The organism is Pseudomonas sp. ACN8, from assembly GCF_002303925.1.
Taxonomy (GTDB): domain Bacteria; phylum Pseudomonadota; class Gammaproteobacteria; order Pseudomonadales; family Pseudomonadaceae; genus Aquipseudomonas.
Window position 1 is genome coordinate 77,253 of the sequence record NZ_MRCS01000013.1, and the last position, 24,749, is coordinate 102,001.

Sequence of the window (24,749 nt, forward strand, 5' to 3'; positions counted from 1 at the left end):
AGGGAATCAGTCCGGAATTTCTTCGGGAGCTGCTCGGGGTGCGGGGGCGGTCAGCGAAGTGATCTTGATCAGCAGGCCGAGGTGGCCGTTGTCGAGGAAGTTCAGCTGGCCGTTCTTGGTGTGGCTTTCCTGTTTCAGGCGCTCGCTGGCGGTCACCATGCCATTGGCATCGATCTGGTTGACCCAGAAATCGGCGTCGACGTCGGTAAAACGTCCCAGTTTCATGTCCAGTGTGCCCTCGATCGGGAACTGACCATATTGTTCCTTGCCGTCGCTGATCGCCACTTTGCTGGCCGTTTCGCCGAGGGGCTGTTGCCAGGCCTTGTGCAGCAACACGGTGTAGTCAGCGCTGCTGGTGAGTTTTTCCACCTCGCCATTGAGGCTTGGCGTGCGCAGGCTGTCGGGGCTGACCGGTTGGGCGCCCGCCGCCCAGTCTTCCGGCGCGGCGCGGCTGACTATCGCCGGCACGGCGTTTTGACGGACCAGAATCATTTCGACCTGATACAGGTCATCGGCAAATGCCGTGGGTGCAATCAGCGCTGGCACCAACAGGGTCAGCAAGGTCAGGGAGCGAAACAGGCGCATGCGGCGTCCTTCAAGCAGTTTTCGGAACGAGGCGCTCGAACAGCGCCTCTACAGTATTAAAGCGCTCTTCCGGGCGCTCCATCGGAACCATGAACTTGAACATCGTGGCGCCTTCGAATTTGTAGCGTTTTGGCTGGCTCTGGATCAGTTTGATCAGGGTCAGCGGGTCGACCGGCGTCTGTGCGGCGAACTCGACGCGACCGCCTTGTGGGCCGCCATCGACTTTCTTGATGCCCAGTTGTTCGGCCTGCAATTTCAATGCAGTGATGCGGATCAGGTTCTTGGTCGGCTCCGGCAACAGGCCGAAACGGTCGATCATCTCCACCTGCAAATCCTTGAGGCCGTCCTCGTCGGTGGCCGAGGCAATGCGCTTGTAGAGAATCAGGCGGGCGTGGACATCCGGCAGATAGTCTTCGGGAATCAACGCCGGTACCCGCAAGTTGACTTCCGGGCCGCCGCCGAGCGGTTGATCGAGGTTCGGCTGCTCGCCCTTGCGGATCGACTTCACCGCGCGCTCGAGCATTTCCATGTACAGCGTGAAGCCGACTGCCTGGATCTGCCCGCTCTGGCCGTCGCCGAGCAATTCGCCGGCGCCACGGATTTCCAGGTCGTTGGTGGCGAGCACGAAGCCCGCGCCGAGGTCCTGGGTATTGGCAATCGCTTCCAGGCGCTTTTCCGCGTCCGGGGTGATTTGCTGGCGCGGCGGCGTCAGCAGGTAGGCGTACGCCTGGTGGTGGCTGCGTCCGACCCGGCCGCGCAACTGGTGCAACTGTGCCAGGCCGAACTTGTCGGCACGCTCGATGATGATGGTGTTGGCGCTCGGTACGTCGATACCGGTCTCGATGATGGTCGAGGCGATCAGCACGTTGAAGCGCTTGTGATAGAAATCGCTCATCACCTGTTCGAGATCGCGTTCGCGCATCTGCCCGTGACCGATGCCGATCCGTGCTTCCGGCACCAGTTCGGCGAGGTCGGCGGCGCATTTCTCGATGGTCTTCACGTCGTTGTGCAGGTAATAGACCTGACCGCCACGCAGTAACTCACGCAGCAGGGCCTCTTTGACCGTGCTCTTGTTCTGTTCCATGACGAAGGTGCGTACCGACAGGCGACGGGCCGGCGGCGTGGCGATGATCGACAGGTCGCGCATGCCCGACACCGCCATGTTCAGCGTGCGCGGAATCGGCGTGGCGGTCAGGGTCAGAATGTCGACTTCGCTGCGCAGGGCCTTGAGTTGTTCCTTCTGGCGCACGCCGAAACGGTGTTCCTCGTCGATGATCACCAGCCCGAGGTTTTTGATCTTCACATCGTCCTGCAGCAGCTTGTGCGTGCCGATGACGATGTCGATCTTGCCTTCGGCCAGATCCGCGACCGCCGCATTCACTTCCTTGGCCGACTTGAAACGGCTCATCACTTCCACGGTCACCGGCCAGTCGGCGAAACGGTCGCGGAAGCTGTTGTAGTGCTGCTGGGCGAGCAGGGTGGTCGGCACCAGAATCGCCACTTGGCGACCGCCATGCACGGCGATGAACGCGGCGCGCATCGCCACTTCAGTCTTGCCGAAGCCGACGTCGCCGCACACCAGGCGATCCATCGGCTTGGGCGCAAGCATGTCTTCGCGTACCGCTTCGATGGTGGTTTGCTGGTCCGGGGTTTCTTCGAACGGGAAGCCGGCGCTGAAGGTGGCGTAGTCGGCTTTCGGGTCGGCGAAAGCGTAGCCTTCGCGGGCGGCGCGGCGGGCGTAGATATCGAGCAACTCGGCGGCCACGTCACGTACCTGCTCGGCGGCTTTGCGCTTGGCTTTCTGCCAGGTCTCGGAACCGAGGCGGTGCAGCGGGGCCAAGGCATCGTCGCTGCCGGTGTAGCGGGCGATCAGGTGCAGGTTGGCCACCGGCACATAGAGCTTGGCGCCTTCGGCGTATTCCAGGGCGAGGAATTCAGCGGTCTGGCTGTCGATTTCCAGGGTCGCCAGGCCCAGGTAGCGGCCGACGCCGTGGTCGATGTGCACCACCGGCGCGCCCTCGCGCAGCTCGGTGAGGTTCTTGATGACGGCATCGTTGTTGGCATCGGCGCGTTTTTCGCGGCGACGGCGCTGCATTACGCGCTGGCCGAACAACGGGCTTTCGGCGACGAGGGCCAGGGCCGGGTCGTCGAGCAGCAAGCCTTCATCGAGCGGTGCGATGGTGATCGCCAGGCGTTCCTTGCCGGCGACAAAGTCCGGCCAGCTGTCGACGGTTTTCGGTCGCAGCTTCAGGCGTTCCAGCAGTTCCAGCAGCACTTCGCGGCGGCCTGCGGATTCGGCGGTGAACAGCACGCGACCGGGGAACTGGTCCAGGAAGTCCGCCAGTGCCGCCAGCGGTTGGGTGGCCTTGGCTTCGATCGCCAGGTTGGGCAACTCGCGAGCCGGGAAGCGCTCGCGACCGCCACCGCTTTCTACATCCTGTTGACTGGCCACCACGCGCGGCCAGTTTTTCAGGCGCGCGAAGCAGTCTTCCACCGGCAGGAACAGTTCGGCGGGCGGTAATAAAGGGCGGGACGGGTCGACGCGGCGTTCTTCATAGCGATTGCGCACATCGTTCCAGAAGTTTTCCGCGGCCTGCTCAATGCCCGGCAGGGAAAACACTTGCGTGTCCTGGGGCAGGTAATCGAACAGTGTCGAGGTTTCTTCGAAGAACAGCGGCAGGTAGTACTCGATGCCGGCCGGGGTAATCCCGCTGCTCAAGTCCTGGAAGATCGGGCAGCGGCGGAAGTCGACGTCAAAACGCTCGCGGAACCGCGCCTTGAAGCGAGTGACCGCTTCTTTTTGCAGCGGAAATTCCTTGGCCGGCAACAGCTTGACCGAGTCGACTTTGTCGATCGAACGCTGGTTCTCCGGGTCGAAGGTGCGCAGGGTTTCGATTTCGTCGTCGAACAGATCGATGCGATATGGCAGTTTGCTGCCCATCGGGAACAGATCGATCAGCGAACCGCGAACGGTGAACTCGCCGTGTTCATACACCGTATCAACGTAGCGATAACCCGTGGCTTCAAGCCGGGTGCGCATTTGCTCGACGTCGAGTTTCTGGCCGATATCCAGCACCAGGCTGCTGCCGAGCAGGAATTTGGTCGGCGCGAGGCGGTGCAGGGCGGTCGTGATCGGCACCACCAGCACGCCATGGCTCAGTTCCGGCAGCCGGTACAGGCTGGCGATGCGCTGGGAAATGATGTCCTGGTGCGGCGAAAACAGGTCGTAGGGCAGGGTTTCCCAGTCGGGGAAGTGCAGTACGGGCAAATCCGGGGCGAAGAAACCCAGCTCCTGTTCCAGCCGTTCGGCACTTTGGCTGTCGGCGGTCAGTAGCAGGGTAAAGCGCTTGGCAGCGCTGGCGGCCTCGGCGATGGCCAGGCTCAGGGCGGCACCGGGCAGGTTGCCCCAGTGCTGTTTACCTGCCGCGGCAGGGAGAAGCGGTAGACGCAGAACGGGCACGGAAGGTTGAGCTCCAAGCGTTGCGACAAAGTCGGCAATTGTAGCGGTCAACGATGCCGCCTGTCAGTTGCTGACTGCGCCTAAAGCACGGGTTTGGTGAAATGTAGTGGTAAAGACAAAATTCAACGGTTTTTTGCCAGGAATTACTGAATATGTAGTGGCAAAAACAACGAGTGTTACGGAGGGTTACGGACAACGAGGCGCGGCCTCCAAAAAATTGACTGCGCTGAAAGCCCCGGTTTTATTGGCTTTGCGCGGGGCGTAATTTTTTTGAACGACGAATTGTTACGTAAAGCACGACGGGCGCGCATTGCTACCGCTGTCACTCGGCGGCATAATGTAGCCCCTTTTTTCTGCCCCTACATGTGGAAGGTTCCCGTGACTCAGAAGCCCGACCAGTGTCTTGGTGAATGGATCGACCGTGAAGCACTCGCAGAAGCGATGATTCCGCTTATCGGTCAGCTCTACCGCAATAACAACGTGGTGAGCTCGATCTATGGCCGCAGCCTGATCAATCGTTCAGTCATTGCGATTCTCAAAGCTCACCGCTTTGCTCGTCACCGTCAGTCCGACGAAAGCGAGCTGTCCGTCCACGAAACATTCCCGCTGATCAAGGCGATGAGCGAACTCAAGCTCGGCGCCGCTTCGGTGGACCTGGGCAAGCTGGCGGCCAAATTCAAGGCTGAAGGCAATGGCCGTACCGCCGAGCAGTTCGTCCGTGAAGAACTGGCCGACGTGGTTGGCCAGCAAAACGCATCGGCCCGCAAAGGCACCGACGTTGTCCTCTACGGCTTCGGTCGTATCGGCCGTCTGCTGGCGCGCATCCTGATCGAGAAAACCGGTGGTGGCGACGGCCTGCGCCTGCGCGCCATCGTTGTCCGCAAGGGCGCCGAGAACGACCTGGTCAAGCGTGCCAGCCTGCTGCGCCGCGACTCGGTCCATGGCCCGTTCGATGGCACCATCACCATCGATGAAGCCAACAACACCATCACCGCCAACGGCAACCTGATCCAGGTTATCTACGCCAAGAGCCCGGCCGAAGTCGACTACACCCAGTACGGCATCGAAAACGCTCTGATCGTCGACAACACCGGTGTATGGCGTGACGCTGACGGCCTGGGCCAGCACCTGGCCTGCCCGGGCGCTGCCCGCGTGATCCTCACCGCACCTGGCAAGGGCGCGCTGAAGAACATCGTGCATGGCATCAACCATGGCGAAATCACCCCTGACGACAAGATCATTTCGGCGGCTTCCTGCACCACCAACGCCATCGTGCCGGTGCTCAAGGCAGTCAACGACAAGTACGGCATCGTCAACGGTCACGTCGAAACCGTTCACTCGTTCACCAACGACCAGAACCTGATCGACAACTTCCACAAGGGCAGCCGTCGTGGCCGCGCCGCGCCGCTGAACATGGTCATCACCGAGACCGGTGCCGCCACCGCAGCCGCCAAGGCGCTGCCAGTGCTCAAGGGCAAGCTGACCGGCAACGCGATTCGCGTGCCTACGCCGAACGTGTCGATGGCCATCCTGAACCTGAACCTGGAAAAGGCCACCACTCGCGAAGAGATCAACGAGTACCTGCGCCAGATGGCCATGCACTCGGATCTGCACAAGCAGATCGACTACGTGAGCTCCCAGGAAGTGGTTTCCACCGACTTCGTTGGTTCGCGCCACGCAGGCGTAGTGGACGCTGAAGCGACCATCACCCAGGATAACCGCGTTGTTCTGTACGTTTGGTACGACAACGAGTTCGGTTACAGCTGTCAAGTGGTTCGCGTGATGGAAGACATGGCCGGTGTAAACCCGCCAGCATTCCCGCGCTAAGCCTTTAGCTGCACATGAAGCGCCCCGACTTTGGTCGGGGCGTTTTTGTTTGTGTGTTTCTGTAGGAGCGAGCTTGCTCGCGAAAAAATCACAGGCAGCGCGGTTTTCCAGGTGGCGCGCGTCATCATTCACGTCCTTCGCGGGCGAGCCCGCTCCTACAGAGGTGGCGCATAATGGCGTGCCATGTCGTTGTGTCAGGGGAATCGTCGGGAGATGCAGTATTTGTGGATCAGGTGGCGGGGCATTTTCTTTGTGCTGTTCGGCATATTGGCAGCCTGCGGCAACGGCGACACTCTGGAAACCTTCGGCGGCCCGACCATGGGCAGCACTTATTCGATCAAGTATGTGCGCCATGCCGGCCTTCCGGCGCCGGACGAGGTCCGCGTCCAGGTTGAGCAGATCCTCGCTGACATTGACCGGCAAATGTCGACCTACCGCAGCGACTCGGACATCGAACGCTTCAATGCATTGCCTGCCAACGGTTGTCAGGTTATGCCGGCGTCGATCCTCGAATTGGTCCGCGTGGGCGAGCGACTGTCAGTGCAAAGCGACGGTTCCTACGACCTGACGGTGGAGCCGTTGCTCAATCTCTGGGGATTTGGTCCGCAGGCCCGTGGAGAAAAAGTCCCGACCGCCGAAGCACTCGCCGAAGCCCGCAAGCGCGTCGGCCATGAACACTTGCGCATTGAGGGCGACCGGTTGTGCAAGAACGCCGCCGTCGAGGTCGACTTTAACAGCGTCGCCGCCGGTTATGCGGTGGACGCGATTGCCGCAAGACTCGAGGCGATGGGCATCCACGACTACCTTGCCGAAGCGACGGGCGAGCTCAAGGCGTCCGGCAAGAAGGCTGATGGCTCGCCATGGCGCATTGCGCTGGAAGAGCCGCGGGATGATCGGCAGGTGGCCGAGCGCGTCATTGTTGTCGACGGCTATGGCCTGTCCACCTCCGGCGACTATCGTAATTACTTCGAGCAGGACGGCCAGCGTTTTTCCCACACCTTCGATGCCCGCACCGGTGCGCCAGTCTCACACCGCCTGGCGTCGGTCACGGTGATTCATCCTTCGGCGTTGATGGCCGATGGCTTATCGACGCTGTTGCTGATTCTTGGTCCTGCGCGCGGTTGGGACTACGCAGAAGAACACGATATCGGCGCATTTTTTGTGATTCGTGCCGATACAGGTTTCGTCACACGCAGCAGTCACGCTTTTGAACGCCTCAGTGGCGAAAAAACCGAATGATTTAGGCGATTTGAGCATTGAAAACTGGCGTTGTGGTGCAGGCAAAAGTAGCCTACGACGCGACCAAGGGTTAATGTGCGCGGCGTTGACGCTTCTATAGACTGTGTCCGGGTTCTGCACTGGCCCCAAATTGTTCCTTCATGCCACGCATTGGCGTGATTTAGCCGCAGGTGCCGAGGGTGCCGCGGCCTGTTCTGAGGAGTACGCATGGCTGTCTACAACTACGACGTGGTGGTGTTGGGTTCCGGCCCGGCGGGGGAAGGCGCGGCAATGAACGCCGCCAAGGCAGGGCGCAAGGTGGCGATGGTCGATAGCCGTCGCCAGGTCGGCGGCAACTGCACTCACTTGGGCACCATCCCGTCCAAGGCACTGCGTCACTCGGTGCGGCAGATCATGCAGTTCAACACCAACCCGATGTTCCGGGCCATTGGTGAGCCGCGCTGGTTCTCCTTCCCGGACGTGTTGAAAAGCGCCGAGAAAGTCATCTCCAAGCAAGTCGCTTCGCGTACCGGCTACTACGCCCGTAACCGTGTCGACGTGTTCTTCGGCACCGGCAGCTTCGCCGACGAGCAAACCATCGAAGTGGTCTGCGCCAACGGCGTGGTCGAGAAACTGGTGGCCAAGCACATCATCATCGCCACCGGTTCGCGTCCTTATCGCCCGGCGGACATCGATTTCCACCACCCGCGTATCTACGATAGCGACACCATCCTCAGCCTCGGCCACACCCCGCGTAAACTCATCGTTTACGGCGCCGGCGTGATCGGTTGCGAATACGCCTCGATCTTCAGCGGCCTGGGTGTATTGGTTGAGCTGGTGGACAACCGTGGTCAACTGCTGAGCTTCCTCGACTCGGAAATTTCCCAGGCGTTGAGTTATCACTTCAGCAACAACAACATCACGGTTCGCCACAACGAAGACTACGACCGCGTCGAAGGCGTGGACAACGGCGTGATCCTGCACCTCAAGTCCGGCAAGAAGATCAAGGCCGACGCCTTGCTCTGGTGCAACGGCCGTACCGGCAACACCGATCAGCTGGGTCTGGAAAACATCGGCGTGAAGGTCAACAGTCGTGGCCAGATCGAAGTCGACGAGGCGTACCGAACCTGCGTGCCGAACATCTATGGCGCTGGCGACGTGATCGGTTGGCCGAGCCTGGCCAGTGCCGCCCACGACCAAGGCCGTTCGGCCGCTGGCAGCATCGTCGATAACGGTAGCTGGCGTTTCGTGAATGACGTGCCGACCGGCATCTACACCATTCCGGAGATCAGCTCGATCGGCAAGAACGAGCAGGAGCTGACCCAGGCCAAGGTGCCGTACGAAGTGGGCAAGGCCTTCTTCAAGAGCATGGCGCGGGCGCAGATCGCCGGCGAGCCGCAAGGCATGCTGAAGATCCTGTTCCACCGCGAAACCCTGGAAGTGCTGGGCGTTCACTGCTTCGGTTATCAGGCGTCGGAGATCGTGCACATCGGTCAGGCGATCATGAACCAGCCGGGCGAACTGAACACGCTGAAGTATTTCGTCAACACCACGTTCAACTACCCGACCATGGCCGAAGCCTATCGGGTAGCGGCGTATGATGGCCTCAACCGGCTTTTTTGACGGGCTCCGGCCGGTGGCCTGAGCCGGCCGGGGAGACCGATTTCAGCAATTCTCGAGCGTGGCAGTGGCCAAACCGGGAAAGTCTGTAATCAGGCTGTCAACGCCGAAGTCGGCGAGCCTGCGCATCAGCGCGGGCTCGTTGACGGTCCACACCGACACATGCAGCCCCTGACGCTGCGCCCTTTGCAGGCGTTCCGGCGTGCACAGGGTCCAGTTCAGCGCCAGGATCTCACAGCCATAGCTGGCCGCGACCTTCAGCGGGTCGAGCCAGGCATATTCGGCCACCAGCCCGCGGGATACGTCCGGCACCAGTTCCAGTGCGGCCTTGAGCACTTCACGGGAGCTCGAGGTGATGGTCACCTTGTCCAGCAAGCCATGACGCTGCACCATTTCACGGATCGCCAGCACGGTGGTCGCGGCACGCATCCTCGATGCGCTTTTGACCTCCAGTTGCCAGTGATCGAAGTCGCACTTCTCGAACAGTTCTTCCAGCGTCGGAATCGGGCACGGCTTGATCCAGCCCGGGCCACCCTTGCGTGCGTCATACGTCACAAGCTCGGCCGCCGTGTGTTCGACGACCTTGCCGCGGCGGTCCGTGGTGCGCTTGAGGGTCGGGTCGTGGATGACCATCAACTCGCCGTCCATGGACAGGTGCAGGTCCAGTTCGCAGCGACGCACGCCGTGCTTGAGACATTCCTGAAAGCTGGTCAGGGTGTTTTCCGGTGCTTCGCCCTTGGCGCCGCGATGGCCGTAGATGAGGGTCACGGTTCTTCCTTAAATTAATTGCCTGGTTCGAGTTGTTCGCGGGCCAGGCGTCGTTCCTGGGCCTGCTTTTGCAAGATGTGGCGGGCCAGCAGCTGGCGCTGGGCGTCGGTCAGGTGTTCGAACTCGGTACCGATGTCATAGCCATCGCCCTTGCGGTCGCAATGGGTGACGCGGGCGCGCAGCAGCAGGCCCAGGGCTTGCGGCATCAGCACCAGCTTGACCGACAGGCATGCGCCGATGGCAAGGGATGAGGGATGCTGAAAGTCGATGCCGCCTTCGGAGATGATCACCGGTTGCGGTTCGCCGATCTGCCCGAGTACTGTCAGAGCGACGACCTGGCCCAGCAAATCGATGCGTTTGTTCTGGGATTTGAGGAATGCGGCGGTCGTGCGGTCGCGTTCGCTGATCTGGCGCAACAGGTGTTGCGACTCGAATTCGCTCAGGTGCAGTTCGCTGAGCAAGTTGAAGAGTGGTGAAGCATCCTGCAACACTTCCTGGCCTGTGGCTTCAGAAGCGGACAGGGGCCGAATTTCCAGTGCGATCGTATCCTCGATACGGTAGTATTCGCGGCGATCTTCTTCATCTAATGTCGACATGGCGAACCCATGGTAGCGGCGGTGGTCTGAGTGTAAAGCTGGTTATCGACCCCCGCCACAAGGACGTTCCTTTTCCCTCCGAACAAGCCCCGACATGTTCAGACCTCTCTTCGTATTTATCGGCACGCGTTACACCCGTGCAAAGCGTCGCAATCATTTTGTGTCATTCATTTCCCTGACTTCGATGATCGGGCTCGCCCTTGGCGTGGTCGTGATGATCGTGGTGCTGTCGGTGATGAACGGCTTCGATCATGAGATGCGCACCCGCGTGCTGGGCATGGTGCCCCACGCGACCATCGAGTCCGGCGAGGCGATCAGCGATTGGCAAAGCCTGGCCGCGAAGGTCAAGCAAAACCCGCAGGTGACGGCCGTGGCGCCGTTTACGCAGATGCAGGGCTTGCTGACCAACAACGGCAAGGTCTCGAAAGTGCTGCTCAATGCCATCGACCCGGCGCAAGAGCGCCAGGTGTCGATCATCGATCAGTTCATGACCCAGGGGAAACTCGATGACCTGGTGCCGGGCGAGTTCGGCATCGTCATCGGCGACAAGGCCGCGGCCAAGCTCGGTGCCGTGATCGGAGACAAGCTGACCTTCGTCGCGCCCGAAGTCACCGTGACCCCGGCCGGGATGTTCCCGCGCATGAAGCGCTTTACCGTGGTCGGCATCTTCCATGTCGGCGCCGGTGAGCTCGATGGCTATCTTGGCGTCACCAACCTGCAGGATCTGGCCCGGCTGCACCGCTGGAAACCGGATCAGGTCCAGGGCCTGCGCCTGAAGTTCGACGATTTGTTCCAGGCACCGCGCACCGCGTGGAGCATCGCCCGCGATCTCGGTGAAGACCGCTTCTACGCCCGCGACTGGACCCGCACCCACGGCAACCTGTACCAGGCGATCCGCATGGAAAAAGCCATGATCGGGCTGTTGCTGCTGCTGATTGTCGCGGTCGCCGCGTTCAACATCATTTCCACGCTGGTGATGGTGGTGAACGACAAGAAGGGCGACATCGCGATCCTGCGTACGCTGGGCGCCACGCCGGGCACGATCATGCGCACGTTCATGGTGCAAGGCACCGTCATTGGCGTGGTCGGCACGGCCATTGGCGCCGTGGTCGGGATCTTCGCCGCGTTGAACGTCAGCGCCGCGATCTCGGCCCTCGAAGGCCTGATCGGGCACAAGTTCCTCAACGCCGACGTGTACTTCATCGATTACCTGCCGTCGCAGGTGCAGAGCCAGGACGTGGTGATGGTCTGCTCCGCGGCGTTGGTCCTGAGTTTCCTCGCCACCCTGTATCCAGCCTGGCGTGCCGCGCGCACCCAGCCTGCGGAGGCGCTACGTTATGAGTGAGTCGGGCATGAGTGATAAAGCAATCTTGAGCTGCCGCAGCCTGGGCAAGTCCTACGAGGAAGGCCCGGAATCGGTGGAAGTGTTGGCCGGCCTGCAACTGGAGTTGCACCCGGGAGAGCGTGTGGCGATTGTCGGCAAGTCGGGCTCGGGCAAAAGTACCTTGCTCAATCTGCTGGGCGGCCTCGATACACCCACCCAGGGCAGCGTCTGGCTCGACGGTGAAGAACTGTCGGCGCTGAGCGAGAAGAAACGCGGTCTGCTGCGTAATCGTGCCCTCGGCTTCGTGTACCAGTTCCACCACCTGCTGCCGGAATTCACCGCCCTGGAAAACGTCTGCATGCCGCTGCTGATCGGCAAGACCGCGATCCCTGAAGCGCGCAAGCGTGCCACGGCGTTGCTGGAGCGGGTAGGGCTGGGCCATCGCCTGGAGCACAAGCCGGCCGAATTGTCCGGTGGTGAGCGTCAGCGTGTGGCCATCGCCCGCGCCCTGGTGAACAATCCGGGCCTGGTGATGCTCGACGAGCCGACCGGCAACCTCGATTCCCACACCGCCCAGGGGATCCAGGACTTGATGCTGGAGCTCAGCACCTCGATGCGCACGGCGTTCCTGGTGGTGACCCACGACATGAACCTGGCCCGCCAGATGGATCGCGTCCTGCATTTGCAGGAAGGTTGCCTCACGCCTATCTGATTGGCTGAAACCCGATGTCTGAAAAGGCGTCGGGTCTTTTATTTTCATACGGTGCCCCAGCGAATGTTCAGACCGTTATCGATCTTTATCGGCACGCGCTATACCCGCGCCAAGCGCCGCAATCGCTTTGTTTCCTTCATCTCGATGACGTCGATGATCGGCCTCGCCCTCGGCGTGCTGGCGATGATCGTGGTGTTGTCGGTGATGAACGGCTTCCAGCGCGAAATGAGCTCGCGCATCCTCGGCATGGTGCCCCACGCCACCATCGTCGGCGTCAATCCGCTTGATGACTGGAAGCCCGTGGCAGCGGCCGCGATGAAAAACCCGGAAGTGACGGCGGCGGTGCCGTTCACCGAGATGGAAGGCATGCTGTCCTACAAGGGTACGATGCAGCCGATCCAGGTCAGCGGTGTCGACCCTGCGCTGGAAGGCCAGGTGTCGATCGTCGCCAAGCACATCGTTCAAGGCAGCCTCGAAGCCCTGAAACCGGGCGAATTCGGCGTGGTGATCGGTGAGATCACGGCGCGCCGTTTCCGCTTGAATGTCGGCGACAAGATCACCCTGATCGTGCCGGAAGTCAGCAATGCGCCGGGCGGCATCACCCCGCGCATGCAGCGGCTGAATGTGGTCGGCGTGTTCAAGGTGGGCGCCGAACTGGACGGCACCATGGCGCTGATCCACATGGCCGATGCCGCGCAAATGCAGCACTGGGAGCCGAATCAGGTGCAGAGCGTGCGCCTGGCGGTGAAGGACCTGTATGCCGCGCCGCAAGTGTCGAGCGACATCGCCACGGGGCTGGGTGCCGCCTACAAGGCTGACGACTGGACCCACACCCAGGGCAGCCTGTTCAGCGCGATGAAGATGGAAAAAACCATGATCGGCCTGCTGTTGCTGATGATCGTCGCGGTGGCGGCGTTCAACATCATCGCGACCCTGATCATGGTGGTGAACGACAAGGGCGCGGACATCGCGATCCTGCGCACCATCGGCGCTACGCCACGGCAGATCATGGCGATCTTCGTGGTGCAGGGCACGGTGATCGGCATCGTCGGCACCTTGATCGGTGGTGTGTTGGGTGTGATTGCCGCGCTGAACGTCAGCCAGATCGTGGGTTGGATCGAGCGGGTCAGTGGGCAGCACATCTTCAGTTCCGATGTGTATTTCGTCAGCAACCTGCCGTCCGAGCTGCAAGGCGCGGATGTGGCGTTGATCTGCACGGCGGGCTTTGTCATGAGCTTCCTGGCCACGGTTTACCCGGCCTGGCGAGCGGCGAAGATCGAGCCGGCTCATGCGTTGAGATACTCGTAAACCTTTTGATCGCAATCGCTAGCAGGCTAGCTCCCACAGGGGGGAGCGGCGCAGATCCAATGTGGGAGATCGTGGGCTGGATCGAGCGGGTCAGTGGGCAGCACATCTTCAGTTCCGATGTGTATTTCGTTAGCAACCTGCCGTCCGAGCTGCAAGGCGCGGATGTGGCGTTGATCTGCACGGCGGGCTTTGTCATGAGCTTCCTGGCCACGGTTTACCCGGCCTGGCGAGCGGCGAAGATCGAGCCGGCTCATGCGTTGAGATACTCGTAAACCTTTTGATCGCAATCGCTAGCAGGCTAGCTCCCACAGGGGGGAGCGGCGCAGATCCAATGTGGGAGATCGTGGGCTGGATCGAGCGGGTCAGTGGGCAGCACATCTTCAGTTCCGATGTGTATTTCGTTAGCAACCTGCCGTCCGAGCTGCAAGGCGCGGATGTGGCGTTGATCTGCACGGCGGGCTTTGTCATGAGCTTCCTGGCCACGGTTTACCCGGCCTGGCGAGCGGCGAAGATCGAGCCGGCTCATGCGTTGAGATATTCGTAAACCTTTTGATCGCAATCGCTAGCAGGCTAGCTCCCACAGGGGGGAGCGGCGCAGATCCAATGTGGGAGCTAGCCTGCTGGCGATGAGGCCGGAACGGCTGGCCTCAATCCTTCTTGGGTAACTCGATCACAAACCGCGTCCACCCATTCTCCGATTCACAACGAATCTGCCCGCCATGGGCGCGGATGATCGACTGGGTGATCGCCAAGCCCAATCCCGCATGTTCACTGCTGCCTTCGCGGCGTGCCGGGTCTGCACGGTAAAACCGGTCAAAAAGGCGCGGCAATAGATCTTCGGCAATCTGTTGGCCGGTGTTTTCAACGGTCAGGCGCAGTTCTTTCGGCTGATCGACGATTCGCACCCGAACCTCGCCATCGGCCGGCGTGAACCGCAGCGCGTTGTCCAGCAGGTTCGACAACGCCCTGCGCAACATGCTGCGGTCACCTTCGATGCGGGCATTGCCGTCACGAGTCAGTTTTACCTGCGCGTCCTCGGCCAATGGCGCAAAGAACTCAAGCAGCAGATCCGCTTCCTCCGCCAGTTCCAGTGGTTCGCATTTGGGCATTAACAAGCCGTGATCGGCTTTCGCCAGATAGAGCATGTCGTTGACCAGTTGCGCCATCCATTGCAGCTCTTCGAGGTTGCTGTGCAGGGCTTCGCGGTAGTCCTCGATGGGGCGAGGGCGGGTGAGGGTGACCTGGGTGTGGGTCAGCAGGTTCGACAATGGCGTGCGCAGTTCATGGGCAATGTCGGCGGAGAACGCGGACAGACGCTGAAACGAGTCGTCGAGGCGTCCGAGCATGGCGTTGAAGTTGTGGGCCATTTCCGCCAGCTCCGGCGGCATGTTTTCTTCAGGCAGCCGCGAGTTCAGCGATTGCGCGGAAACACCGCTGGCCACCGCGCTGATCCGCCGTAACGGGCGCAAGCCGCTGCGCGCCGCCCAGGCGCCCAGCAGTGCGGTGGCCAGGGCTGACAGGCCGACGGTCAGCCATATCAAATGCTGCATGCGTTGCAGAAAGTGTTGGTGGTGGGTGATGTCCAGCAACAGGGTCAGTTGCGGTGATTCGGGTCTGTCGGCGAAAAGCGGCGCATTCAGCACGCGGTAATCCGTGCCTTCATGGCTCACCGTCGACAATCCGGGTTGGCGCGGCAATGCCTGGGGAATGTTGGTCGAGCTGTCATACCAGCGCTGGCCGTCGCTGCCGGTGATTCGCAGGGGCAGGCCAGCTTGCCGACTCAATTCCTCGGCCAGTTTCACGCCACTGTCACTCGACTGAAGATCGTGCAGGGCCCGACGCAAGCCAATCAACTTGCCATCCAGCAGTTGCTGGTCGAGCTCAACGAAGTGCGCCTCGCTGGCGCGGCTGAACAGCACCCCGGCGAACAACGACACCACGGCGGTGCACGCCGCAAACAGCAGGGCCAGGCGGCTGCTCAGGGAGAGGCGGCGCATCAGGCGGGGCGCTCTTCGAGGACGTAGCCCATGCCGCGCACGGTGTGGATCAGCTTATTGGGGAATTCATCGTCGATCTTCAGGCGCAGGCGACGGATCGCCACCTCGATGACATTGGTGTCGCTGTCGAAATTCATGTCCCAGACCTGGGACGCAATCAGCGACTTGGGCAGGACTTCGCCCTGACGGCGCAGGAGCATTTCCAGCAGGGCGAACTCCTTGGCGGTCAGGTCGATACGCTGGCCGCTGCGTTCGACCCGGCGACGGATCAGGTCCAGGCGCAAATCGGCCAATTGCAGGCTGGTTTCCTGAGGCGTGGCGCTGCCGCGACGCAAGAGGCTGCGGACCCGGGCCAACAGCTCGGAGAAGGCAAATGGCTTGACCAGATAGTCATCGGCACCCAGTTCGAGGCCGTAAACCCTGTCCTCCACGGCATCACGGGCGGTCAGAAAAAGTACCGGCGTGTCCAGGCCGGCGCTGCGCACCGCTTGCAGAATCTGCCAGCCATCACGACCCGGCAGCATCACATCGAGAATCAGCAGGGCATATTCGCCGCTGAGGGCCAATTGCTGACCGGTGTTGCCGTCAGCCACCAGTTCGGTGTTGAACCCGGCCTCGGCCAGGCCCTGGCGCAGGTAATGGCCGGTTTTCGGTTGGTCTTCGACGATCAGCAGTTTCATGGGCGACTCTTGGCAAGTGGAACGAACGCTTTATACCGTGGGAAGCATTGGCACAGGGCAACCTGACAAAGTTGTAATCTGCCTGTCAGGTTGCGGGCAGTGCCGGCAGTTTAGAGTTTTGCCCATGCTGAGCCTTATCTTGTTGGAGTATGACGATGTTTTTACGCAAATCCGTGACGCAAATCCTGTGTTTGCTGGCGCTGAGTTCGCCGGTGTGGGCGGACGCCGGGCATGGCTACGATTTCGGTCAGCCAGCCCCGGCGGCCAAGGCGACCCGCAGCGTCGAATTAGTCATGGGCGACATGTCCTTCACGCCGAAGGCTATCGACATCAAGGCCGGGGAAACCGTGCGTTTCGTGCTGGTCAATAAAGGCCAGTTGTTGCATGAGTTCAACCTGGGGGATGCGGCGATGCACGCCAAACACCAGCAGGAAATGTTGCAGATGCAACAGAGCGGCATGCTGACGCCCACCGGCATGAAGGCAATGGACCACGGCAACATGACCGGCATGGACCACGGCAAAATGGACCATGGCATGAAGCATGACGACCCCAACAGCGTGCTGGTGGAGCCGGGCAAGACCGCCGAGCTGACCTGGACCTTCAGCAAGGCCACCAACCTGGAATTTGCCTGCAACATCCCCGGCCATTACCAGGCCGGCATGGTCGGCAAAGTGACTGTCAGTCAGTAAGCACTCAAAGGCGGGAGCAAAGGCTGATAGAATCCGCTGATTCTTCAGTCAGGTTTCCGCCATGCATCCCGCAGCCGAACACTCGCCGCTGGGCAAGTCCAGCGAATACATCGCCACCTACACGCCGTCCTTGCTATTCCCGATCCCGCGCACCGCGAAGTGGGCGGAACTGGGCCTGACGGCGCAAACCCTGCCGTACAAAGGCGTGGACTTCTGGAACTGCTTCGAGCTGTCCTGGTTGCTGCCGTCGGGCAAGCCGGTGGTGGCGATCGGCGAATTCAGCATTCCGGCGGATTCGCCGAACATCATCGAATCGAAGTCGTTCAAGCTGTACCTCAACTCCCTGAACCAGACGCCGTTTGTCGATACCGCGAGCCTTGAGGCGACGCTGGCCAAGGACTTGTCGGCGGCTGCCGGCAAGCCGGTGGGCGTGCGCATTCGCAGCCTCAAGGATGTCGAGAGCGAAGGCGTCGTGGCCTTGCCGGGCGTGTGCATCGACGAGTTGGATATCAGCGTCAGCAACTATGAGCATCCACGGCCGGAACTGCTGCGTTGCGATGACTCGCGCATTGTCGAGGAGAGCGTGCACAGCCATTTGCTCAAGTCCAACTGCCCGGTCACCAGCCAGCCGGACTGGGGCAGCGTGGCGGTGGAGTACCGTGGTGCGGCGCTGGATCACGCAAGCCTGCTCGAGTATATCGTCAGCTTCCGCCAGCATTCGGATTTCCATGAACAATGTGTCGAGCGGATCTTCCTCGACCTGCAGCGGTTGCTCAAGCCCGAGAAACTGACGGTGTATGCGCGTTATGTGCGGCGTGGCGGGCTGGATATCAACCCGTACCGCAGCACTGAAGAGGTGCAGCTGCCGAACCATCGACTTGTCCGTCAATGAAGATCCAATTGTAGGAGCGAGCCTGCTCGCGATGGCTGAGTGTCAGGCAACATTGATGTTGGATGTGCCGGCCTCATCGCGAGCAGGCTCGCTCCTACAGGGGATTTGCATTGTCAGTCGTAGAAACGAAAAAGCCCTGCTATCGCCAGCAGGGCTTTTTTGCATCAGCAGGGTTCAGATCCCCATGTTGGCCAAGGCCTGCCCGATGTTGCGCAGGGTGCCGGCAAGGGTAGGGTGTTCGAGTTCGAAGCGTTCCACGGCCAGGTTGACGCCATCGGCGAGGCTGGAATCCTGGGTTTTGGTTTCGAGCTCAAGCTTCAACTCGATCTGTTGCATCAGTTCGTGTAGCTCGGCGCGTTCGGCTTCAGACAATGGAGGATTCTGTTCCAATTGCTCGCGCAGGGCATTGAGCTGTTCTTGCAGTTCGCGGGCAGGCATGGCGTTCTTCCTTCTTTTATCGATAGGCACTGGCATAGACCATGGCGGCACGCCAAGGCGGCGCGCCAAAGGTCGATGGCTGACCTTTAGATTAATCCACTCGCGCCCAACGTGCATGATCTCGATCAGGGCTTTTCGCCCTTGAGCCGACGCAAGTTGATATCCGCCAGGCAGGTGTCGAGTTCACCGAGGTGATCGATCACCGAATGTACGCCCAGACCGAACAGTTGCATCGTCGCCTTGGCGCGTTTGATGTCGCGCTCCTGCGGGGTCAAGGCTTGCCATTGCTCGGGCGCCAGGCCGCACAGCGAGCCGCAGGACGCCAGGCCGATGGTCCACAACCCGGCATTGAGCCCCGCTTGCAGCAAGCGGGGTTCGCCGCTCACCAGTACGCAGCCGTCGAGTCGTTCGACGTTCAGGGTCATCAAGGCTTGCCAGCAGGCATTCGGGGCGGGCCATGGTTGGTTTGTTGCTGGATGTTGCGAAGGTTTGATCCATTCCGGCAGCGCCGCGGCCAGGGATTGGCTGAGGACAGGGGGCAGTTCATCGAGCCAGGCGCAGGGGATTTGCTGGCGCTGCAAGCTGCGCAGGCTATCCAGTGCGCCGGGTGTGGCCTCGGCGTGTTCGGCCGAGTGGCTGCCGTGCCGGTGCGTGTGTGCGCCGAAATCCACCAGACAGCCACTGAGGCCGAACAGGACGGCGGTCAGGCTGGGTGCGGTTTGGGGCAAGGCTTCGGCGAGCGGCATGTGGACGTCCCTGAAATAGCCAGAAGGCTAGTGGGCGACGGTGACAGTTGAATGACATGGATGTGAATCCCTCACATTTGGCACGATTGTATCTGTGTGGATCTCGTGCAAAGTGCGTTAAACGGTGTTTACGTCTTATACTTGCCCACTTATTGCCTGGGCCAAGTGCCCGAGCCGGTACAAACCAAGGAGTTTTTTTCTATGCGCTGGAGCAATCATCTAGCCAGGATTTGTGTATGCGCCAGTGCGATGCTGGTTCCGTTCGTTGCCCAGGCAGCCACGGAAGATGATCCTTGGGAAAGCGTCAACCGCCCGATTTACAAGTTCAACGACGTGATCGACACCTATGCGCTCAAACCCCTGGCCCAGGGCTACCAGTACGTGACGCCGCAGTTTGTCGAAGACGGCGTTCACAACTTCTTCCGCAACATCGGCGATGTGCGCAACCTGGCCAACGATATCCTGCAGGCCAAACCTCACGCCGCAGGCGTTGATACCGCACGAATCATCTTCAACACCACTTTCGGTTTGCTGGGCGTCATCGATGTCGGCACCAAAATGGGCCTGCAGCGCAACGACGAAGACTTCGGTCAGACGCTGGGCTATTGGGGGGTCGGCAGCGGCCCCTACCTGATGCTGCCGCTGCTGGGGCCAAGCACCTTGCGTGATGCGCCGTCCAAGTACGTCGACAGCTATACCGGTGCTTATCGTTACGTAAACGACGTGCCTGTGCGTAACTCGTTCTACGCGCTGGATATTGTCGATACCCGCGCCAACCTGCTGTCGAGCGAGAAGCTGATCACCGGCGACAAGTACACCTTCATCCGTAATGCGTACTTGCAGAACCGTGAATTCAAGGTGAAAGACGGTCAGGTCGAAGACGATTTCTGATCTCGACCGGTAAACTGAAAAAGGCGGCCATCAAGGCCGCCTTTTTTGTCTGTGAAGACCCCGCATGCGGATGAGGTCGCGCTTTTCGGTGTAGTCCCGAGCGGTTTGACTCATGGGTTCGAACCTTCCATTGGGTTACGGATTTGCCTGTTCTTATAACTCTCGGTGATTTGACAAATAAAGACGTCAAGCGACCATCGGCGTGAGCTTGAAACGCCCCGCGGATGGGAGTACCGTCTGCGCCTTAGAAGGGCACCTCTGGTGTACATGTGTGTAGGGCAAATGCCCGAAAGCGGTGCGACAGAGAGGCTAGAAAGCGAATCCAGTAGTCAGCGCCGGGCCAAAGTCCCCGCCTGCTACGCCAACCTAATTCTGGCGCCGTTTGCCCACATGCCAAAAACCAGTGCCACGCTGCTGATAATCGATGATGACGAAGTAGTGCGCGCGAGCCTCGCCGCCTATTTGGAAGACAGTGGTTTCAGCGTCTTGCAGGCCAGCAATGGTCAGCAGGGTCTTCAGGTATTCGAGCAAGACAAGCCCGACTTGGTCATCTGCGATCTGCGCATGCCGCAGATGGGCGGACTCGAACTCATTCGCCAGGTGACCGAGCTGTCGCCGCAAACCCCGGTGATCGTGGTGTCGGGTGCCGGCGTGATGAATGACGCGGTCGAAGCCCTGCGCCTGGGCGCGGCGGACTACCTGATCAAGCCTCTCGAAGATCTGGCCGTGCTCGAGCACTCCGTGCGTCGGGCCCTGGATCGTGCGCGCCTGCTGCTGGAGAACCAGCGCTACCGCGAGAAGCTGGAGAAGGCCAACCGCGAGCTCGAAGCCAGCCTGAACCTGCTCCAGGAGGACCAGAACGCCGGTCGCCAGGTGCAGATGAACATGCTGCCGGTCAGCCCCTGGACCATCGACGAGTTCAAGTTTGCTCACCAGATCATCCCGTCGCTGTACCTGTCGGGTGATTTCGTCGACTACTTCCGGGTCGACGAGCGCCGGGTCGCCTTTTACCTGGCGGATGTTTCCGGTCACGGCGCCTCTTCAGCCTTCGTCACCGTGCTGTTGAAGTTCATGACCACGCGCCTGCTGTTCGAATCCAAGCGCAGCGGCACCTTGCCGGAATTCAAGCCTTCAGAGGTTCTTGGTCATATCAACCGGGGCCTGATCAGTTGTAAGCTGGGAAAACACGTCACAATGGTCGGTGGAGTCATCGACGAGGAGACAGGTTTGTTGACCTATAGCATCGGCGGTCATCTGCCGTTGCCAGTGTTGTACACGCCAGACAGTGTTCGTTATCTGGAAGGGCGTGGTCTGCCGGTGGGCCTCTTCAACGAAGCCACCTACGAGGACCATGTGCTGGAACTGCCACCGACGTTCAGCCTGACGCTGATGTCTGATGGCATTCTGGATCTTTTGCCAGAACCCACACTCAAAGAAAAAGAGGCGGCGTTGCCCCAACGGGTCAAAGCTGCGGGCGGCACCCTGGATGGGTTGCGGCAGGTTTTTGGATTGGCCACGCTAGGGGAGATGCCGGATGATATCGCCCTGTTGGTGTTGAGCAGGAATCTTTGATGAGTACCGGTAGAATCCAGTTCGCCGAGCAGGATGGCACCTTCGTCCTGAAGTTCGTCGGTGAAGTTCGCCTGACCCTGTGTTCGGCGTTGGATGCGACTATTGAGCGGATCTTCAGCGCGTTGAACTTCAACGCGATCGTGATCGATCTGACCGAAACCCGCAGCATCGACAGCACGACGCTTGGCTTGCTGGCCAAACTGTCGATCCTGTCGCGGCAGAAGGTCGGCCTGCTGCCGACCGTCGTCACCACCCATGAAGACATCACCCGTCTGTTGCAGTCCATGGGCTTCGAGCAGGTGTTCAACATCGTTGATAAGCCGGTGCCGTGCCCGGAATGCCTGGACGACCTGCCAGATCAGGATCAGTCCGAAGAAGTGGTGCGGATCAAGGTGCTTGAAGCGCACAAGATCCTCATGGGGCTGAACGACACCAATCGTGAAGCCTTCCATGACCTGGTGAATGCGCTCGAACGCCACTGATCCCTTGTAGGAGCGAGCTTGCTCGCGATGGCGTCCTGACAGTCACCCAATACATACAAAAAAGGGCGAACCTGTGAAAGTTCGCCCTTTTTGCATTACTCCCGATCAGGTCACAGCTTGGCCTGCAACAACGCCTCGAGCTTCTCCTGATCCCGCGCGAATTGACGAATGCCTTCAGCCAGTTTTTCGGTTGCCATCGCGTCTTCGTTGGACAGCCAGCGGAACTGCGATTCGTTGAGGCTCAGGCGCGCTTCACCGGCATGGCCTGGCACCAGTTTGCGCTCCAGCTTGCCGGTGTCCGCGGCCAGCTTGTCGATCAGGTCCGGGCTGATGGTCAGCCGGTCGCAACCGGCCAGTTGTTCGATCTGACCCAGGTTGCGGAAGCTCGCCCCCATGACCACGGTCTTGTAGTCATTGGCCTTGTAGTAGTTGTAGATGCGCGTCACCGACTGCACGCCCGGATCATCCGCGCCGGTGTAGTCATTGCCGTTGGCTTTCTTGTACCAGTCGTAGATGCGGCCCACGAACGGCGAAATCAGGAACACCCCGGCGTCGGCGCAGGCTGCCGCCTGGGCAAAGGAGAACAGCAGGGTCAGGTTGGTCTGGATGCCTTCCTTTTCCAGGATCTCGGCAGCGCGGATGCCTTCCCAGGTGGAGGCGATCTTGATCAGCACGCGGTCGCGGCCAATACCAGCCTTGTCGTACAGCTCGATCAGGCGATGGGCACGCTTGAGCATGGCGTCGGTGTCGAACGACAGGCGCGCATCCACTTCGGTGGAAATGCGGCCCGGGATCACTTTCAGGATTTCTTGCCCCACAGCCACGCCAAAGCGGTCGCTGGCCAGGCCCACATCGCCCTTGCAGTCATGGACGCAGGCGTTCAGCAGCTCGGCATACGCAGGAATGGCCGCGGCCTTGAGCAACAGGGAAGGGTTGGTGGTGGCGTCCACGGGTTTAACGCGAGCGATAGCGTCGAAGTCGCCGGTGTCGGCAACCACGGTGGTCATTTGTTTGAGTTGTTCCAGCTTGGAAGTCATGGGCGTGCTCTGTCCTATGGGTCTGATGACATTACCCGAGCGCTGACAGCCACTCAAGGGCGTGTACGTGTATCGACGGCCCCTGCGGCAACAACCTGAAAACGATTGTTTGAAAGGCGGGGCCTGGTATCGATGAATACGATGCCAAAACGCGGCACAGGTTCCAGGCAACTGACCGTCAGCATCCCGTGGACGTATGTCCTACTGCGAATTCAATTGGGTAGAGGCCGCCATTTTCGCCGGTTTCGCCTGGCCGTCGGAGGTCAGCAAACCGAAGTTTTGCTCCCGATCATTGCTGCCCGTTTCACTGTTTTTCCACTCGTAAATCGATGTCAGCGGGATATCGAGCTTCTTGACGTCGGCGATGAAGGTGCTGATTTTGCTGGCCTGCGCTTCGATCCCGCCGTTTGAGCTGAGTGAGGGTACGCCCCACTCACTGATGACCCCCGGTAGATGGAAGTTTTGCTGAATAAACGCCTGGGTCTTGCTGATCTGCGCGCCGGACATGCCATAGGGGTGATAAGAGATCGCACTCAGGCAATGGGGGTATTCACTGACGATCTTGTTCAGCGCCAATGCTGACGTCGTGCCGGCACTCGGTGCCCGGGCGAAGCCAAAGCCGATCAGCGGCGTCGATTGCGGTTTGTCCTGCAGCGACTTGCACACGGCACTCATGAACGGAACAAAGGTCGTGTCGAGATTTCGGGTTGGCCAGTACTTCGCCAGGTCCGGTTCGTTCCATATTTCAATCGCGACGAGCTGCGCGGCGTATGACTTCTCCAGCCCCTTCACCGAACTGGCGAACGATTCGCCCGCGGCAACGAGTTCGCTGGTGTTGTCAGGGGCGGAGGTCAGCGCCTTGGTCGAGCGTACGGTCATCAGTACCGGCAGATCGGCGGATTTGGCCGCGGCGAAGGCATCGCTGATCTGCTTTTGATACGCCGCGCCGCCCAGGCTGTTGGTCCAGACGCCAAAGCGCACGAATCCGAAGCCCGCGGCCTTGATCTGCTCGGCGTCGGTGGGGGAGAAGCTCTGGATCTTCACCTGGACACCGATGGTTTTGTTGGCGGCAAGTACGGGGAACACGTCACTGGCGTCAACCTGACTGGCTGCACCCAGCATTAACAGGGTTGAGGCAGTGAGCCGTTTGAAACGTGCTGATTTCATGCCTGCTCTCCTGGCGGGTAATGACATTTTCCAATCGTTGACTTGTTACTTTTATTTCGATGCTCGCGAGGGTGCGAAATGCACGAATGTTATTTTTTGTCAGGTAGTGAGTTCCGAAAAATCACAGTTATTTTTGGTCCGGTAATTCTGGTTGGGTGGCTTTTGGGGGCTGTGGTACTTAATGCACTTGTATTAACAGGGCGAATCTATTTCTCAGTGCCGCAAGGTCTTGTGGGTTCACTAAAGCCCACTCGAAATGTTGGCATATTGATATTACACGGGAAAGTAACCTTGTTCAGAAAGATCCTTGTCGTCTGCGTGGGCAATATCTGCCGAAGTCCGACAGCAGAAACTTTGCTGCGTAACGCGCTGGCCCCTTCAGCGATCACGGTGACCTCGGCGGGCCTTGCCGCGCGGGTTGGCGAGGCCATGGAACCGTCGGCCCTCCAGGTTCTGGAAGATCACGGGCACAACGCCCAGGGGTTTAAGGCGCGGCAAATTACACCGGACATCGTCAATGAATCAGACTTGATTCTGGTCATGGAAAAAGAGCATGTAAAACAAGTACTGAAGATTGCCTCTCATGCCAGGGGCAAAGTTTTTCTGCTCGGCAAGTGGCAGAGCGAGCGAGAAATACAGGATCCGTATCGTCAAGGAAAGGCCGCCTTTATTCATGCCCATGCATTGATTGAAGATGCTGTTAGCTCATGGGCGCAGCGCCTCGGACATTGATGAAT

22 protein-coding genes and 2 pseudogenes are annotated in these 24,749 nt (G+C 60.2%); 14 read left to right on the forward strand and 10 right to left on the reverse strand.

Features of this window, described 5'->3' with window-relative positions; translation table 11 throughout:
- Positions 1-6 precede the first annotated feature (6 nt).
- Both BSF44_RS09635 and mfd read right to left on the reverse strand, forming a co-directional pair.
- Positions 7-585 carry a CsiV family protein gene (locus tag BSF44_RS09635; RefSeq protein ID WP_095943309.1) on the reverse strand — a complete coding sequence of 193 codons (579 nt, stop codon included), beginning with the start codon at positions 583-585 and terminating at the stop codon, positions 7-9.
- 10 nt (positions 586-595) lie between these two features.
- Complete coding sequence (gene mfd, locus BSF44_RS09640) at positions 596-4,045, reverse strand: transcription-repair coupling factor (RefSeq protein WP_095943310.1); 3,450 nt, start codon at positions 4,043-4,045, stop codon at positions 596-598.
- Between the two features lie 363 nt (positions 4,046-4,408).
- Between mfd and BSF44_RS09645 the strand changes: the two genes are divergently transcribed.
- From BSF44_RS09645 to sthA, 3 genes are all read left to right on the forward strand, one after another.
- A complete protein-coding gene (locus BSF44_RS09645; protein WP_056722011.1) occupies positions 4,409-5,872 on the forward strand; it encodes a glyceraldehyde-3-phosphate dehydrogenase in 1,464 nt (487 codons plus the stop codon).
- 213 nt (positions 5,873-6,085) lie between these two features.
- Positions 6,086-7,111: an FAD:protein FMN transferase gene (locus BSF44_RS09650; RefSeq protein WP_172435324.1), complete on the forward strand. Its 1,026-nt coding sequence runs from the start codon at positions 6,086-6,088 to the stop codon at positions 7,109-7,111.
- 207 nt (positions 7,112-7,318) lie between these two features.
- Entirely contained in the window at positions 7,319-8,713 is a 1,395-nt protein-coding gene (sthA, locus tag BSF44_RS09655; RefSeq protein ID WP_007984277.1) for a Si-specific NAD(P)(+) transhydrogenase, read from the forward strand.
- A gap of 42 nt (positions 8,714-8,755) precedes the next feature.
- On the opposite strand, the gene BSF44_RS09660 is transcribed toward sthA, so the two are convergent.
- Positions 8,756-9,478 (reverse strand): glycerophosphodiester phosphodiesterase, encoded by a 723-nt coding sequence (locus BSF44_RS09660; protein WP_095943311.1) that lies wholly within the window; start codon positions 9,476-9,478, stop codon positions 8,756-8,758.
- Between the two features lie 14 nt (positions 9,479-9,492).
- Positions 9,493-10,074, reverse strand: a complete 582-nt coding sequence (locus tag BSF44_RS09665) for a PilZ domain-containing protein (RefSeq protein WP_095943312.1) — start codon at positions 10,072-10,074, stop codon at positions 9,493-9,495.
- Positions 10,075-10,168: 94 nt separating this feature from the next.
- Between BSF44_RS09665 and BSF44_RS09670 the strand changes: the two genes are divergently transcribed.
- From BSF44_RS09670 to BSF44_RS09690, 5 genes and pseudogenes are all read left to right on the forward strand, one after another.
- Positions 10,169-11,419 carry a lipoprotein-releasing ABC transporter permease subunit gene (locus tag BSF44_RS09670; protein ID WP_095943313.1) on the forward strand — a complete coding sequence of 417 codons (1,251 nt, stop codon included), beginning with the start codon at positions 10,169-10,171 and terminating at the stop codon, positions 11,417-11,419.
- Positions 11,420-11,426: 7 nt separating this feature from the next.
- Entirely contained in the window at positions 11,427-12,110 is a 684-nt protein-coding gene (gene lolD, locus BSF44_RS09675) for a lipoprotein-releasing ABC transporter ATP-binding protein LolD (RefSeq protein WP_172435325.1), read from the forward strand.
- A 63-nt stretch (positions 12,111-12,173) separates the two neighbouring features.
- Complete coding sequence (locus BSF44_RS09680; protein WP_095943314.1) at positions 12,174-13,418, forward strand: lipoprotein-releasing ABC transporter permease subunit; 1,245 nt, start codon at positions 12,174-12,176, stop codon at positions 13,416-13,418.
- 65 nt (positions 13,419-13,483) lie between these two features.
- Positions 13,484-13,690: pseudogene (locus BSF44_RS09685) on the forward strand (lipoprotein-releasing system transmembrane subunit LolC); the annotation flags it as partial.
- A 65-nt stretch (positions 13,691-13,755) separates the two neighbouring features.
- Positions 13,756-13,962 (forward strand): annotated as a pseudogene (locus BSF44_RS09690) (lipoprotein-releasing system transmembrane subunit LolC); the annotation flags it as partial.
- A gap of 103 nt (positions 13,963-14,065) precedes the next feature.
- Here the strand turns inward: BSF44_RS09690 and BSF44_RS09695 are convergent.
- Both BSF44_RS09695 and BSF44_RS09700 read right to left on the reverse strand, forming a co-directional pair.
- Positions 14,066-15,415, reverse strand: coding sequence for a heavy metal sensor histidine kinase (locus BSF44_RS09695; RefSeq protein WP_095943316.1), 1,350 nt, complete (start codon positions 15,413-15,415; stop codon positions 14,066-14,068).
- Positions 15,415-16,095 (reverse strand): heavy metal response regulator transcription factor, encoded by a 681-nt coding sequence (locus BSF44_RS09700; RefSeq protein ID WP_095943317.1) that lies wholly within the window; start codon positions 16,093-16,095, stop codon positions 15,415-15,417. Before BSF44_RS09700 ends, BSF44_RS09695 begins: the two co-directional genes overlap by 1 nt.
- A gap of 155 nt (positions 16,096-16,250) precedes the next feature.
- On the opposite strand from BSF44_RS09700, the gene BSF44_RS09705 reads away from it, so the two are divergent.
- Together BSF44_RS09705 and queF are read left to right on the forward strand one after the other, a co-directional pair.
- Positions 16,251-16,787: a plastocyanin/azurin family copper-binding protein gene (locus tag BSF44_RS09705; RefSeq protein ID WP_095943318.1), complete on the forward strand. Its 537-nt coding sequence runs from the start codon at positions 16,251-16,253 to the stop codon at positions 16,785-16,787.
- Positions 16,788-16,848: 61 nt separating this feature from the next.
- Positions 16,849-17,679, forward strand: coding sequence for an NADPH-dependent 7-cyano-7-deazaguanine reductase QueF (queF, locus tag BSF44_RS09710; protein ID WP_095943319.1), 831 nt, complete (start codon positions 16,849-16,851; stop codon positions 17,677-17,679).
- A 174-nt stretch (positions 17,680-17,853) separates the two neighbouring features.
- On the opposite strand, the gene BSF44_RS09715 is transcribed toward queF, so the two are convergent.
- Together BSF44_RS09715 and BSF44_RS09720 are read right to left on the reverse strand one after the other, a co-directional pair.
- Positions 17,854-18,117 (reverse strand): DUF4404 family protein, encoded by a 264-nt coding sequence (locus BSF44_RS09715; protein WP_008053327.1) that lies wholly within the window; start codon positions 18,115-18,117, stop codon positions 17,854-17,856.
- 125 nt (positions 18,118-18,242) lie between these two features.
- On the reverse strand, positions 18,243-18,863 hold the full coding sequence (locus BSF44_RS09720; RefSeq protein ID WP_095943320.1) for a phosphatase: 621 nt from the start codon (positions 18,861-18,863) through the stop codon (positions 18,243-18,245).
- 201 nt (positions 18,864-19,064) lie between these two features.
- Here BSF44_RS09720 and BSF44_RS09725 point away from each other — a divergent pair, with 201 nt between their 5' ends.
- From BSF44_RS09725 to rssC, 3 genes are all read left to right on the forward strand, one after another.
- The gene (locus BSF44_RS09725; protein ID WP_095943321.1) at positions 19,065-19,754 is read left to right on the forward strand and encodes a VacJ family lipoprotein; all 690 of its coding nucleotides are present in this window, start codon (positions 19,065-19,067) and stop codon (positions 19,752-19,754) included.
- A gap of 390 nt (positions 19,755-20,144) precedes the next feature.
- Complete coding sequence (gene rssB, locus BSF44_RS09730) at positions 20,145-21,326, forward strand: two-component system response regulator RssB (protein ID WP_032829882.1); 1,182 nt, start codon at positions 20,145-20,147, stop codon at positions 21,324-21,326.
- Positions 21,326-21,808 carry an anti-sigma factor antagonist RssC gene (gene rssC, locus BSF44_RS09735; RefSeq protein ID WP_007978612.1) on the forward strand — a complete coding sequence of 161 codons (483 nt, stop codon included), beginning with the start codon at positions 21,326-21,328 and terminating at the stop codon, positions 21,806-21,808. The genes rssB and rssC overlap by 1 nt, the downstream gene beginning before the upstream one ends.
- A 110-nt stretch (positions 21,809-21,918) precedes the next feature.
- Here the strand turns inward: rssC and tal are convergent, their stop codons facing one another.
- Positions 21,919-22,845, reverse strand: a complete 927-nt coding sequence (gene tal, locus BSF44_RS09740; protein WP_095943322.1) for a transaldolase — start codon at positions 22,843-22,845, stop codon at positions 21,919-21,921.
- A 201-nt stretch (positions 22,846-23,046) separates the two neighbouring features.
- On the reverse strand, positions 23,047-24,012 hold the full coding sequence (locus BSF44_RS09745) for a glycosyl hydrolase family 5 (protein WP_095943323.1): 966 nt from the start codon (positions 24,010-24,012) through the stop codon (positions 23,047-23,049).
- Positions 24,013-24,303: 291 nt separating this feature from the next.
- Between BSF44_RS09745 and BSF44_RS09750 the strand changes: the two genes are divergently transcribed.
- Entirely contained in the window at positions 24,304-24,744 is a 441-nt protein-coding gene (locus tag BSF44_RS09750; RefSeq protein WP_046038070.1) for a low molecular weight protein-tyrosine-phosphatase, read from the forward strand.
- Positions 24,745-24,749 lie beyond the last annotated feature (5 nt).

What these genes read in the sequence shown, in the direction of transcription:
- BSF44_RS09635 (WP_095943309.1), bottom strand. Translation starts at nt 585, where the DNA reads ATGCGCCTGTTTCGCTCCCTGACCTTGCTGACCCTGTTGGTGCCAGCG.
- BSF44_RS09645 (WP_056722011.1), top strand. Translation starts at nt 4,409, where the DNA reads ATGTGGAAGGTTCCCGTGACTCAGAAGCCCGACCAGTGTCTTGGTGAA.
- BSF44_RS09650 (WP_172435324.1), top strand. Translation starts at nt 6,086, where the DNA reads ATGCAGTATTTGTGGATCAGGTGGCGGGGCATTTTCTTTGTGCTGTTC.
- sthA (WP_007984277.1), top strand. Translation starts at nt 7,319, where the DNA reads ATGGCTGTCTACAACTACGACGTGGTGGTGTTGGGTTCCGGCCCGGCG.
- BSF44_RS09665 (WP_095943312.1), bottom strand. Translation starts at nt 10,074, where the DNA reads ATGTCGACATTAGATGAAGAAGATCGCCGCGAATACTACCGTATCGAG.
- BSF44_RS09670 (WP_095943313.1), top strand. Translation starts at nt 10,169, where the DNA reads ATGTTCAGACCTCTCTTCGTATTTATCGGCACGCGTTACACCCGTGCA.
- lolD (WP_172435325.1), top strand. Translation starts at nt 11,427, where the DNA reads ATGAGTGATAAAGCAATCTTGAGCTGCCGCAGCCTGGGCAAGTCCTAC.
- BSF44_RS09680 (WP_095943314.1), top strand. Translation starts at nt 12,174, where the DNA reads ATGTTCAGACCGTTATCGATCTTTATCGGCACGCGCTATACCCGCGCC.
- BSF44_RS09695 (WP_095943316.1), bottom strand. Translation starts at nt 15,415, where the DNA reads ATGCGCCGCCTCTCCCTGAGCAGCCGCCTGGCCCTGCTGTTTGCGGCG.
- BSF44_RS09700 (WP_095943317.1), bottom strand. Translation starts at nt 16,095, where the DNA reads ATGAAACTGCTGATCGTCGAAGACCAACCGAAAACCGGCCATTACCTG.
- BSF44_RS09705 (WP_095943318.1), top strand. Translation starts at nt 16,251, where the DNA reads ATGTTTTTACGCAAATCCGTGACGCAAATCCTGTGTTTGCTGGCGCTG.
- queF (WP_095943319.1), top strand. Translation starts at nt 16,849, where the DNA reads ATGCATCCCGCAGCCGAACACTCGCCGCTGGGCAAGTCCAGCGAATAC.
- BSF44_RS09715 (WP_008053327.1), bottom strand. Translation starts at nt 18,117, where the DNA reads ATGCCTGCCCGCGAACTGCAAGAACAGCTCAATGCCCTGCGCGAGCAA.
- BSF44_RS09720 (WP_095943320.1), bottom strand. Translation starts at nt 18,863, where the DNA reads ATGCCGCTCGCCGAAGCCTTGCCCCAAACCGCACCCAGCCTGACCGCC.
- BSF44_RS09725 (WP_095943321.1), top strand. Translation starts at nt 19,065, where the DNA reads ATGCGCTGGAGCAATCATCTAGCCAGGATTTGTGTATGCGCCAGTGCG.
- rssB (WP_032829882.1), top strand. Translation starts at nt 20,145, where the DNA reads ATGCCAAAAACCAGTGCCACGCTGCTGATAATCGATGATGACGAAGTA.
- rssC (WP_007978612.1), top strand. Translation starts at nt 21,326, where the DNA reads ATGAGTACCGGTAGAATCCAGTTCGCCGAGCAGGATGGCACCTTCGTC.
- tal (WP_095943322.1), bottom strand. Translation starts at nt 22,845, where the DNA reads ATGACTTCCAAGCTGGAACAACTCAAACAAATGACCACCGTGGTTGCC.
- BSF44_RS09745 (WP_095943323.1), bottom strand. Translation starts at nt 24,012, where the DNA reads ATGAAATCAGCACGTTTCAAACGGCTCACTGCCTCAACCCTGTTAATG.